This is a genomic window from Paracoccus sp. SCSIO 75233 (assembly GCF_027912675.1).
Lineage (GTDB): Bacteria > Pseudomonadota > Alphaproteobacteria > Rhodobacterales > Rhodobacteraceae > Paracoccus.
This window is the reverse complement of sequence record NZ_CP115757.1, coordinates 605,234-616,468: the sequence shown is the minus strand read 5'-3', so window position 1 is coordinate 616,468 and position 11,235 is coordinate 605,234. Positions and strand designations below refer to the sequence as shown.

Annotated in this window: 10 protein-coding genes and 1 pseudogene; 6 read left to right on the top strand and 5 right to left on the bottom strand. The window is 64.5% G+C overall.

Features of this window, described 5'->3' with window-relative positions; genetic code table 11:
• Nucleotides 1-13: 13 nt before the first annotated feature.
• Nucleotides 14-433, bottom strand: a complete 420-nt coding sequence (locus PAF12_RS03010; RefSeq protein ID WP_271108534.1) for a hypothetical protein — start codon at nt 431-433, stop codon at nt 14-16.
• Nucleotides 434-544: 111 nt separating this feature from the next.
• The gene (locus PAF12_RS03005; RefSeq protein WP_271108533.1) at nt 545-2,149 is read right to left on the bottom strand and encodes a carboxyl transferase domain-containing protein; all 1,605 of its coding nucleotides are present in this window, start codon (nt 2,147-2,149) and stop codon (nt 545-547) included.
• Nucleotides 2,150-2,298: 149 nt separating this feature from the next.
• Here PAF12_RS03005 and PAF12_RS03000 point away from each other — a divergent pair, with 149 nt between their 5' ends.
• Complete coding sequence (locus tag PAF12_RS03000) at nt 2,299-2,922, top strand: OmpW family protein (protein ID WP_271108532.1); 624 nt, start codon at nt 2,299-2,301, stop codon at nt 2,920-2,922.
• 34 nt (nt 2,923-2,956) lie between these two features.
• Here PAF12_RS03000 and PAF12_RS02995 read toward each other — a convergent pair whose 3' ends face one another.
• From PAF12_RS02995 to PAF12_RS02985, 3 genes are read right to left on the bottom strand one after another with little or no spacing between them, the layout of a single operon-like run.
• On the bottom strand, nt 2,957-4,579 hold the full coding sequence (locus tag PAF12_RS02995; protein WP_271108531.1) for an AMP-binding protein: 1,623 nt from the start codon (nt 4,577-4,579) through the stop codon (nt 2,957-2,959).
• The gene (locus tag PAF12_RS02990) at nt 4,576-5,085 is read right to left on the bottom strand and encodes a lysozyme inhibitor LprI family protein (protein ID WP_271108530.1); all 510 of its coding nucleotides are present in this window, start codon (nt 5,083-5,085) and stop codon (nt 4,576-4,578) included. The genes PAF12_RS02995 and PAF12_RS02990 overlap by 4 nt, the downstream gene beginning before the upstream one ends.
• The gene (locus PAF12_RS02985; protein ID WP_271108529.1) at nt 5,085-6,245 is read right to left on the bottom strand and encodes an isovaleryl-CoA dehydrogenase; all 1,161 of its coding nucleotides are present in this window, start codon (nt 6,243-6,245) and stop codon (nt 5,085-5,087) included. The genes PAF12_RS02990 and PAF12_RS02985 overlap by 1 nt, the downstream gene beginning before the upstream one ends.
• Before the next feature lie 305 nt (nt 6,246-6,550).
• Between PAF12_RS02985 and PAF12_RS02980 the strand changes: the two genes are divergently transcribed.
• The 5 genes and pseudogenes from PAF12_RS02980 (at nt 6,551) to PAF12_RS02960 (ending at nt 11,122) form a co-directional block, all read left to right on the top strand.
• Nucleotides 6,551-7,519, top strand: coding sequence for a TRAP transporter substrate-binding protein (locus PAF12_RS02980; RefSeq protein ID WP_271108528.1), 969 nt, complete (start codon nt 6,551-6,553; stop codon nt 7,517-7,519).
• An 86-nt stretch (nt 7,520-7,605) separates the two neighbouring features.
• Nucleotides 7,606-8,049 (top strand): annotated as a pseudogene (locus PAF12_RS02975) (TRAP transporter small permease); the annotation flags it as partial.
• Between the two features lie 138 nt (nt 8,050-8,187).
• Nucleotides 8,188-9,516: a TRAP transporter large permease gene (locus PAF12_RS02970; RefSeq protein ID WP_271109636.1), complete on the top strand. Its 1,329-nt coding sequence runs from the start codon at nt 8,188-8,190 to the stop codon at nt 9,514-9,516.
• Nucleotides 9,513-10,442 (top strand): hypothetical protein, encoded by a 930-nt coding sequence (locus PAF12_RS02965; protein ID WP_271108527.1) that lies wholly within the window; start codon nt 9,513-9,515, stop codon nt 10,440-10,442. The genes PAF12_RS02970 and PAF12_RS02965 overlap by 4 nt, the downstream gene beginning before the upstream one ends.
• Nucleotides 10,442-11,122, top strand: coding sequence for an aspartate/glutamate racemase family protein (locus PAF12_RS02960; protein WP_271108526.1), 681 nt, complete (start codon nt 10,442-10,444; stop codon nt 11,120-11,122). The genes PAF12_RS02965 and PAF12_RS02960 overlap by 1 nt, the downstream gene beginning before the upstream one ends.
• The last annotated feature ends 113 nt before the right edge of the window (nt 11,123-11,235 follow it).

Below are 11,235 nucleotides of genomic sequence, written 5' to 3'. Positions count from 1 at the left end.
CAATGTCGTTTCGTCACGCATTCAGTTCGACATATTTCTCGAAGCGATGCGCATAAATCAGGTTCGGTTTCACCCCATCGGCCCAGTACAGGATCAGCGGCAGAGAAAACGGCAACGTCGTGACCAGATTCAGCCAGACACATCCCCGCGCAATCGGGTGCCGCCCGATCAGGGCAAGGATACCCAGCAGATCATTCAGAAACAGCAGCACGGCCAGCAGGATGAACCCGCTCAGCATCGCGTAATCGGTAAACCCCTCCGGGTTGAGATCATCCCACGGAACCATGACAACCCCGACGATGACGGCGACCGCCGACAGCGCCAGCCACGCCACCACGAACCAGACCGCGCCAAGACGCTGCGACAGCGGATGGTTCAGCGCAAACGCCACGCCGGTATAAACCCATTTCTCGCCGATGATCTTCTTGCTCATGCCAGCACCCCGACCAGCCTGAGCCGTCGCACCCCGCTTTCCAAGTTCATTACCATTGGGTTTTCATCCTGACACAAATATCCCCGCCGGAGGCATCCTGCATCGCAACCATCACATCCGGAAGACACCGAAGCGCGTCGGCGCAATCGGCGCGTTCAGGCTGGCGCGGAGGCTCAGCGACAGCACGTCGCGGGTCTTGCGCGGGTCGACGATGCCGTCATCCCACAGCCTTGCGCTCGCATAAAGCGGATGCGACTGGCGCTCGAACATCTCGATGGTGGGGCGCTTGAATTCGGCCTCTTCCTCGGCGGACCATGTGCCGCCCTTGCGTTCGATCCCGTCGCGGCGGACAGTGGCCAGAACGCCTGCGGCCTGCTCGCCGCCCATCACGGAAATGCGGGAATTGGGCCAAGTCCACAGGAAGCGCGGGCTGTAGGCGCGCCCCGCCATGCCGTAATTCCCGGCCCCGAAGCTGCCGCCCACCAACATGGTGATCTTGGGCACGCTGGTCGTCGCGACCGCCGTCACCATTTTGGCGCCATGCCGCGCGATGCCTTCGTTTTCATATTTCCGCCCGACCATGAAGCCGGTGATATTCTGAAGGAAAATCAGCGGAGTCCCGCGCTGCGAACACAGTTCGATGAAATGCGCGCCCTTCTGCGCGGCCTCGGAAAACAGCACGCCGTTATTGGCGACGATGCCGACCGGGCAGCCCTCGATATGGGCAAAGCCTGTCACCAGCGTTTCACCGAACCGGGCCTTGAATTCGTCGAAGCGCGAGCCGTCCACGACCCGCGCGATCACCTCGCGGATGTCATAGGGGGTGCGCAGATCGGCGGGCACAACGCCAAGGATCTCCTCGGGGTCATAGGCCGGGGCCTCGGGGCTTTCCCAGACGACCGTCTGCGGCTTGTGGCGGTTCAGATTGGCGATGGCGCGGCGGGCCTGAGCCAGCGCGTGGGCGTCATCCTCGGCCAGATAATCGGCCACGCCCGACAGCCGCGTATGCACATCGCCGCCGCCAAGGTCTTCGGCGCTGACGACCTCGCCCGTCGCGGCCTTGACCAGGGGCGGCCCGGCCAGAAAGATCGTGCCCTGATCGCGGACGATGATCGTCACATCGGACATGGCGGGAACGTAAGCCCCGCCCGCCGTGCAAGAGCCCATCACCACGGCGATCTGCGGGATGCCCTTCGCGCTCATCTGCGCCTGATTGAAGAAGATGCGCCCGAAATGGTCGCGGTCGGGAAAGACTTCGTCCTGATTGGGCAGGTTCGCGCCGCCGCTGTCCACAAGGTAGACGCAGGGCAGATGACATTCCTCGGCAATTTCCTGCGCGCGGAGGTGCTTCTTGACGGTCATCGGGTAATAGGTGCCGCCCTTGACGGTCGCGTCATTGGCCACGACCATCACGTCCTGCCCATGCACACGACCCACACCGGCGATCACGCCAGCACCCGGAGCCGCGCCGTCATACATGCCATGCGCCGCCGTTGCGCCGATTTCCAGAAACGGGCTGCCGGGGTCGAGCAGGTTCGCCACCCGTTCGCGCGGCGGCATCTTGCCGCGACCGACATGGCGTTCCATCGCCTTTTCGCCGCCTCCCGCCAGCACGGCCTCCGCCGCCTCGCGCGCCGTGGCCAGCAATTCCAGATGCGCCTCGCGATTGGCGCGGAAGGCGTCGGATGACGGGATCGCGGTCGTCTTGAGCTTCATGATCTGGCTCCTGTGGTCATATTCTGCGCCCCCAGCCGCGCCAGATTGTCGCAGATTGGCGCGAACGATGCATAAGTTGATACAAATCAAAGTTGAACGAACAGGAAAGGCGTCTGGTCTGGCCCGATATCAACCTGAAAGGATCAGCCATGACACATCGTTCCCTGACAGCCACCGTGCTGATTGCCTCGGGCCTCGCCCTTGCCGCGCCCGCCTTCGGCCAGTCGCAGGGCGAATGGACCTTTGGTGCCGGTGTGGCCAATGTGAACCCGAAATCCGACAACGGCGTCCTTGCCGGCGGCACGGTTCCAACCGAGATCGGCGAAAGCACCCGTCCCAGCATAACCGCAGAGTATTTCATCCGCGACAATCTGGGCATCGAGATCCTCGGCGCGCTGCCCTTCAAGCACAGCATCGAATCCAACGGCACCGAGATCGGCACCGTGAAACAGCTGCCGCCGGTCATCTCGCTGCAGTATCACTTCAACGCCACCCCGCAGCTCAAGCCCTTCGTCGGCGTCGGTGTCAACTTCACCGGCTTCTATGACGCTGAAACGAAAGGCCCGCTGGACGGCACCAAGCTGCGCGTCAAGAACAGCACCGGGCTGGCCGCGCATCTGGGTGCGGATTACTGGATCAACGACAACGCCGCCATCCGCGCCGATGCCCGCTGGATCGACATCAACTCCGATGTTGAGCTGAACGGCGAGAAAATCGGTGAGGTCGAGGTCGATCCGACCGTCCTCGGCGTGTCCTATCTGATGAAGTTCTGAGGCAGAACCACAGGCGAGAAGCACCGGGCGGGGGTCAGTCATTCTGGCCCCCGTCCTTTTTCTGTCCGGCCTGCGACGGGGCGGTCTGTGACGGGTCGGTCTGCGAAGCCTCCGCCACGGCCAGCTTGCGCAATTCGCGCCGCATTACCTTGCCGGTGACGGTCATCGGCAATTCGTCCAGAAACGCCACTTCGCGCGGATAGCTATGCGCCGCAGACCAGCGTTTGGCATGGGCCTGCAATTCCGCCGCGAGATCGTCCGAGGGCGCGAAGCCGTCGCGCAGCACGACATAGGCCTTGACGATTTCGGTGCGCATCGGGTCGGGTTTGCCGACCACGCCCGCAGCCGCCACGGCCTCATGCTTTATCAGCACATCCTCGATCTCCGACGGGCCGATCCGGTAGCCGCCCGATGTGATCACATCGTCATCGCGCCCGACGAAGCGGAGATAGCCGTCCGCCATCTCGCCACGATCCCCGGTGACAAGCCAGTCGCCACGGAATTTCTCCGCCGTCGCCTCGGGCCGGTTCCAGTAGCCGAGGAACATGGAGCCCGCGCCGCGTCTGATGGCGATGTCGCCCTCCGCCGTGGTGGGCTGACCGGCCTCGTCGATCACGGCCATCTCGAAACCCGGCGCTGCCTTGCCGAACCAGCCGGGGCGGGTCGGGAACATGGAATGGGCGCAGGCGGCGACCATATTGCATTCGGTCTGGCCGTAAAACTCGTTGATCTCCAGCCCGAAGGCGTCGCGGCCCCAGGCCAGCATCTCCGCCCCCAGCGTTTCCCCGGCGGAGGCAACGGAGCGCAGGCCGGCGATTTGCATATCCGCCGCTTTCAGCATCCTCAGCGCGGTCGGCGGCAAAAACGCCGCCGTCACCCCGCAATCGCGGATCAGCCTTGCGCAGGCAGCGGCGTCGAATTTCGGCAGCCGCGCCGCCACGACCGGCACGCCGAGCGCCAGCCCCGGCATCGCCACGTCGAACATGCCGCCGATCCATGCCCAGTCGGCGGGCGTCCACAGCACATCCTCGCCCGGATGGAGCAGATCATGGCTCATCTCCACCCCCGGCAGATGGCCGGTCAGGACACGATGGCCATGCAGCGCCCCTTTCGGCGCGCCGGTGGTGCCGGAAGTATAGATCATCACGGCGGGCGTCTCCGGCCCGGTATCGGCGGTGGCGAACGGACCGGCGTCTGGCAGGTCATCCTCCTCCGGCACGATGACGCGCAGGTCGAACGCCGCCAGCATGGCGCGGCCTTCCGGGTCGGTGATGACGGTTTCGACCCCGGCATCCTCCAGCCTGAGGCGCAGCGCATCCTCCCCGAACAGCTTGAACAGCGGCACGGAGATGGCGGCGGATTTCCACACGGCGGCATGTGCGGCAGCGGTCCAGCCGCTTTGGGTGCGCAACACGCCCACACGTTCGCCACCCGTCAGCGCCAGCGCATGCGCCAGCCGGTCGGTCATCGCGGCAAGCTCGCCATAGCTGAGCGGTCGCGCGGTCCGACCGTCATATTCGATGACCGCCCGCCGCTCCGGCTCCGCCGCCGCCCAGTCACCGATGATCTGGTCGGCCATGTTCAGCCGCGCCGGATAGTCCCAGCGGAACTCCCGGCAGAGCCGTGGGTAGTCGCTGTGGGAAAGCGCCGGGGTCATTGCACCTGCTCCAGATAATCATTGAGCAGAATATATTGCCGCGCGGTCAGCGTCAGCATGCATTGGGTTCCGGCTGGCCCGGCGCCGCTGCCGCCGCCCCAGCGGCTGCCCTCATAGCTGCAGGCCGCGTCGCGATAGGCGATCCATTTGCGCTGCATATCGCGCAGATGCGGGGCCTGTTCCGGCGCGAATGATGCGCCATCTGCCAGATCGGCATCCGCCTCCTTCGCCTGCGCCATCAGATCGCCATAGGCGATATTCAGCAATGCATCCCAGTGTTCCCATTCACGGGAGAGGCAATAGGACATCCCCATCGTGGTATAGCCTTCGGGGGTGTCGGTGCAGGGCCCGGCGGCAGCGCCGATGCAATATTCCGGCTGCCCGCCTTCGCCCTGCTGGACCGCAAGGCAATCGTCGATCAGCCCGCCGTCAAAGGGCGGCGCGCCATCCTGCGCGACCGCCGGACCGGCGGCAAGGATCAGCAGCAGGGCCGCCCGGCGCAGCATCACGCCCCCGCCATCAGCTCGCGCCCGATCAGCATACGGCGGATTTCGGAGGTGCCCGCGCCGATCTCCATCAGCTTGGCGTCGCGGAACAGGCGGCTGACGACGCTGTCATTGAGGAACCCGGCCCCGCCAAGTGCCTGAACCGCCTGATGCGCCTGCACCATCGCCTGTTCGGAGGCATAAAGAACCGCGCCCGCCGCGTCCTGACGGGTGACCTTGCCCGCGTCGCAGGCCTTCGCCACCTCGTAGACATAGGCCTTGGCGGTGTTCATCGCGACATACATATCCGCGATCTTGGCCTGCATGAGCTGGAAGTTCCCGATCGGCTGGCCGAATTGCTTGCGTTCCTTGCTGTAGGGGACGACCTCATCGAGGCAGGCGGCCATGATGCCGGTGCCGATGCCCGACAGGACGAGACGTTCGTAATCGAGGCCAGACATCAGGACGCGGACGCCCTTGCCCTCTTCCCCAAGCACATTCTCGAACGGGACTTCGCAATTCTCGAAGATCAGTTCGCCGGTGTTCGATCCGCGCATCCCGACCTTGTCGAAATGCGGGCCTTGCCGGAAGCCGGTCATTTGCTTTTCGATGATGAAGGCGGTGATGCCCTTCGATCCGGCATCCGGGTCGGTCTTGGCATAAACCACCAGCGTGTCGGCGTCCGGGCCGTTGGTGATCCAGTATTTCGACCCGTTCAGCACATAGTAGCCGTTGCGCTTTTCCGCCTTCAGCTTCATGCCGACAACATCGGAGCCCGCACCTTCCTCGGACATCGCAAGCGCGCCGATATGTTCACCGGAACACAGTTTCGGCAGGTATTTCTGCTTCTGCGCCTCGGTCGCGTTCAGCTTGAGCTGGTTGACGCAAAGATTGGAATGCGCGCCATAGCTGAGGCTGATGGAGGCGGATGCGCGCGCGATCTCCTCCGTCACGATGGTGTGGGCCAGATAGCCCATGCCGGAGCCGCCATATTCCTCGGCCACGGTGATGCCCAGCAGGCCGAGTTCGCCGAATTCCCGCCAAAGCTCGTTCGGAAACGCATTCTCACTGTCGGTTTTGGCCGCAATGGGCTTGATCCGCTCCTGCGCGAAGCGATGCACCATCTCGCGCAGCGCGCCAATATCTTCGCCCAGATCGAATTCCATGCCGTGTGTAAACATCGGGCCCCCCTTCCCATTATTTGAACACGCGTTCATTTAATTCGGTTTATGCACCGGTTCCCCCCGCCCGTCAAGAAAACTCTGCGCCGGAATGGCGCTTTGGGTCAATTCGGCAGAGCCGGGGTTTTCTGAAATTTTAAAGCGAAGCAGATAAATCGTTTGCAACCAGAGCGAATGAAGTCCGATTTCAGGACACCCCGGGCGCAGGTGATGCTGGAAAAGCGGATAAAGACAGTGCTACAAAAACTTCCACGCCCCTGACGGGGTCAACGATATGAACAAGCCAACCAACAGAGAGTGCTTAAATGAAAACCTATTTCCCCCTTGTCGCCGCCACCGGCATCCTTGCCGCCGCCGCTGCGCAGGCTGAAAACTGGGATATGCCGGTCGCTTATCCGTCGGACAACTATCATACCGAAAACGCGGTTCAGTTCGCGGAGGAGGTGAAATCCTGCTCCGGCGACGCGCTGGAAATCACCATTCACCCCAGCGGATCGCTGTTCAAGGGTGACGAGATCAAGCGTGCCGTGCAGACCGGCGACGCCCAGATCGGTGAGCGGCTGCTGTCGGCGCATGCCAATGAGGATGCGCTGTTCGGCTATGATTCGGTGCCGTTCCTTGCCAGCTCCTTCGAAGCGTCGGAAAAGCTGCGCGCCGCCGCCGAGCCGGTGCTGGGCGAATTGCTGGCCAGTCAGGGGCTGACGCTGCTTTATTCCGTGCCGTGGCCCGCACAAGGGATGTATTTCAATCAGGAGGTGAACTCTGTCGCCGATATGGCGGGGATCAAGTTCCGCGCCTATAACTCCAGCACCGCGCGGGTGGCGGAACTGGCCGGGATGGTGCCGACCCAGGTCGAGGCGGCGGAGCTGAAACAGGCGCTGGCAACCGGGGTGGTTGCGGCGATGATCTCCTCCGGGTCGACGGGCGTCGATGAAAAAGCCTGGGAAGACATGAGCAATTTCTACGACGTGAAGGCATGGCTGCCGCGCAACACGGTGTTCGCCAACACCGCCGCCCTTGAGGCGCTGCCCGCCGAGGTGCAGGATTGCGTCCGCACCGCAGCCGAGGCCGCACAAAGCCGCGGCGCGGACACCGCGGCGGAGCTGAGCGGCGGTTTCCTCGACACGCTGGCGGAGAACGGCATGAGCGTTGCCGAACCGGGCGAGCAGCTTGCCGCCGATCTGGCCGGTATCGGTGAGCAGATGACAAATGAATGGCTGGAGTCGACCGGCGAGCAGGGCAAGGCGATCATCGACGCCTACCGCGCCGAGTGATCCGGGACGACACCAGATAAAACCAAAAACGACAGGTCCGGCGCATGATCCGACATGCGCCGGACCGCTTCGCTGACGGGGGATGAATGCGACGCGGTCTTGATGCCTTGTATAGCGGGGCCGGCTTTCTGGCCGCCCTGTCACTTCTGGCAATCCTTTGCCTTGTCATTGCGCAGATGGTGGCGCGCTGGCTTGGGCTGCTGCTGCCGGGCGGGGCGACTTATGCGGGCTATGCCATGGCCTCTGCCTCGTTCTTCGGGCTGGCTTATACCTTCGTCAATAATGAGCATATCCGGGTCGGGCTGCTGGTCGACCGCAGCGGCAATCTGCGCCGGGGCGTGGAAATCTGGTGCTATACGCTCGGCTCTGTGGTGATGTTGTTCTTTGCGTGGAACGCGATCCAGACGCCGATCATCAGCCATCGTTTCGGCGATGTCTCCCAGGGGCAGGACGCGACGCCGCTGTGGATCCCGCAGATCGCAATGGCGGTCGGGGCGTCGATCATGGCGATTGCCATGCTGGACAATCTGGTCAAGGTGCTGACCACGGAGAGTTACGGGGTGGAGGCACCGCGCAAGCTGCCCGAACGCGACCTGCTGGCCGACCGCAGGCTGCGGATCGCGGTTTGCGGCGCGACGCTGCTGGTCGTTTATGCCGCGATCACGCTGATGACCGGGTTCGACCGCGACGCGACCGGGCTGAAGATCGGGATATTCCTGTTCGTGATGTTCTTCCTGCTGGGCACCGGGCTTTGGGTCGGGCTGGCGCTGATGGGTGTGGCCTATATCGGCATGATCGGGTTCACCTCGCGCAATCCGGGCAGTTCGATGTCGATCACCATCTGGACGAGTTCGTCAAGCTGGACGCTGACCTCGCTGCCGCTATTCATCTGGATGGGGGAGATCCTGTTCCGCACGCGGCTGTCGGAGGATATGTTCCGGGGGCTTTCGCCGTGGCTGCGCGGGCTGCCGGGCGGGCTGTTGCATACCAATGTCGTCGGCTGCACGGTGTTCGCCGCCGTCTCCGGTTCGTCCGCCGCAACGCTGACCACGGTCGGCAAGATGTCGATCCCCGAACTGCGCAAGCGCGGCTACCCGGAATTCATGATTATCGGCACGCTGGCCGGGGCGGCCACGCTGGGGCTGATGATCCCGCCCTCGCTGACGCTGATCGTCTACGGCGTGACGGTGAAGGAGAGCATTACCAGCCTGTTCATGGCGGGGGTGCTGCCCGGTCTGGTGCTGGCGGCGATGTTCATGCTGTATATCGCCGGATGGTCCATTGCCCGCCCGCAGGACCGGCCCGACCCGGAGCCGCGCATGGGTTTCATGGCCGCATTGCGCAACTCCGTCCTGCTGATCCCGGTGATCCTGCTGATCGTGACGGTGATCGGTTCGATGTATATCGGCATTGCCACAGCGACCGAGGCGGCGGCGTTCGGCGTTGTTGGCGCATTGGTGCTGGCGGCGATACAGGGGTCGCTGACCTGGAGCAGCTTCTCCGAAAGCCTGCTGGGCGCGACGCGCACCTCTGCCATGATCGCGCTGATCCTGATGGGGGCGGCTTTCCTGACCCTCTCGATGGGCTTTACCGGCGTGCCGCGCACGCTGGCTGCGTGGATCGGCGGGATGGATTTGTCGCCCGCCGCCCTGATTGTGGCGCTGACGCTGTTTTATATCGTCATCGGCATGTTCCTTGACGGGATTTCCGCCGTGGTGCTGACAATGGCGATCATCGACCCGATGGTCCGGGGTGCCGGGATCGATATGATCTGGTTCGGGATTTTCGTCGTCGTCGTGGTCGAGATGGCGCAGATCACCCCGCCGGTCGGGTTCAACCTGTTCGTGTTGCAGGGGATGACGAAACACAGCATGGGATATATCGCCCGCACCGCCGCGCCGATGTTCCTGATCATGCTGCTGATGGTCGCCATTCTGGTCGCCTTCCCGCAGCTTGCGACATGGCTGCCGGAGGCGATGAAACAGGCGCCGAATTGATCCGCGCTCTTGAGTGGATCGGGCTTCATGCGAAGCCGGTCCTGCTGGCCTCGCTGTTCGTCATTCCGCTGCTGCCCTTGCCGCACGGGGCGTTTCTGCCGCTGCTGCCGGTGATTATCGCGCTGCTGATCGGGCTGCCGCTGAGCCGGCTCGATCTGGCGTCGATCCTGTCGGATCTGGCCGATCCCCGGTTTCTGCCCGCGCTGCTGGCCGGGATATGCCTGTTTCAGATCGCCGCCACCGTCGGGCTGACCGGGCTGGGCGGATTGGTCGGGCTGGGCAGCGCCACGCTTTTGATGATCGCCTGTTTCATGGCCTCCCCGGTGCTGAGTGCGGCGCCCGGTATTGCGCTGCTGATGGGCTATGACGCGCGGCTGACGCTCTACTGGATGCTGGCGAGCAGCCTGCTGTCGCCGCTGATGATCCCGCTGGCGCTTGGCCTGTCCGGTGTCGCGCTGCCGATCGAGCCTGCCCGGATCGCGATGAATGTCGCGGCGGTTCTGGCCGCGGGTGTGGCCATCGGGGTCGGGCTGCGGCGCGTGATCGGGCCGGTGCGGATCGCGGCGGAGGGCAAGGCGATGGATGGCGCGGGCGCGCTGGTGATGATCGCCTTTCTGCTGCCGATCTCTGACGGGGTGGCGGAGGAGATATGGGCCGATCCCGGACTGGCCCTGCGGCTGGCAGGGCTGGCGCTGATGCTCAATCTGGGCGGCAATCTGCTGGTGCGGAGCGTGGCGCTCCGGTTCTTTGCGCCGGGCCGTGCAAAGGCGCTTGGTCTGGCATTCGGCAACCGCAATATCGGGCTGCTGCTGGCCGCGCTGCCGCCGGACCCGGTGTTCAGCCTGTTCGTGGCGCTGGCGCAGATCCCGATTTACGCCTCGCCGCTGATCCTGCGGTTTCTGGACCGTAAGGAAGAGGCAATCTGATGGGTGGTTTCATCGGTGTGCTGAGCCTTGAGGCGCGGTTTCCGCGCATCCGGGGCGATGCGGGCAATCCGGGCAGCTATCACCTGCCCGCTCGGGTGCGGGTGATCGGCGGGGCGGACAGCCCGAAGATCGTGCGCGACGGCGCGCCGGAGCCGGCACTCGCGGCGCGGTTCATCGACGCCGCGCGGGAGCTGGAGGCGGAGGGTGCGGTGCTGATCACCTCAACCTGCGGGTTTCTGGTGACGATGCAGGCGGAGATCGCGCAGTCGGTGCGTGTGCCGGTACTGCTGTCGGGGCTGAGCCTTGTGCCGGTGGTGCGGGCGATGACGGGCGGGCGTCCGGTCGGGGTGCTGACCGCCTGCGCAGCGAAGCTGGGGCCGCGCAGTCTGGCGGCGGCTGGGATCGCGGGCGGGGATGTGCGGATCGGCGGGCTGGAACAGGACCCGGTCTTTGCCGGGGTGTTTCTGGCCCCGCTGGCCGCGCAGCAGGCGTCTTTCGATGAGGCGCAGATGGCGGATGTGGTGATGCAGGCCGGGCGCGATCTGCTGGCCCGCGCGCCTGAGATCGGGGCCGTGGTGCTGGAATGCGGGAATTTGCCGCCCTATGCGGCGGCGTTGCGGCGGGAGATCGGGCGGCCCGTGTTCAGTGTGCTGGACGGGGTGCGGATGATTGGCGGGTAAGGCGGCGGCCGCTCCTAAGTTGCATTGCCGCTGAGCCTCCGCTGTCGCGCCAGCGACAGCCACGCGTCCGCCCTCCCCCAGGCGGGCGCGTTGCGCGCCCACCAGGTCGGACG

Coding starts and splice junctions, on each gene's coding strand:
- PAF12_RS02995 (WP_271108531.1), bottom strand. CDS start 4,579: ATGACCCCGGCGCTTTCCCACAGCGACTACCCACGGCTCTGCCGGGAG.
- PAF12_RS02980 (WP_271108528.1), top strand. CDS start 6,551: ATGAAAACCTATTTCCCCCTTGTCGCCGCCACCGGCATCCTTGCCGCC.
- PAF12_RS03000 (WP_271108532.1), top strand. CDS start 2,299: ATGACACATCGTTCCCTGACAGCCACCGTGCTGATTGCCTCGGGCCTC.
- PAF12_RS02985 (WP_271108529.1), bottom strand. CDS start 6,245: ATGTTTACACACGGCATGGAATTCGATCTGGGCGAAGATATTGGCGCG.
- PAF12_RS03010 (WP_271108534.1), bottom strand. CDS start 433: ATGAGCAAGAAGATCATCGGCGAGAAATGGGTTTATACCGGCGTGGCG.
- PAF12_RS03005 (WP_271108533.1), bottom strand. CDS start 2,149: ATGAAGCTCAAGACGACCGCGATCCCGTCATCCGACGCCTTCCGCGCC.
- PAF12_RS02970 (WP_271109636.1), top strand. CDS start 8,188: ATGACCGGGTTCGACCGCGACGCGACCGGGCTGAAGATCGGGATATTC.
- PAF12_RS02990 (WP_271108530.1), bottom strand. CDS start 5,085: ATGCTGCGCCGGGCGGCCCTGCTGCTGATCCTTGCCGCCGGTCCGGCG.
- PAF12_RS02960 (WP_271108526.1), top strand. CDS start 10,442: ATGGGTGGTTTCATCGGTGTGCTGAGCCTTGAGGCGCGGTTTCCGCGC.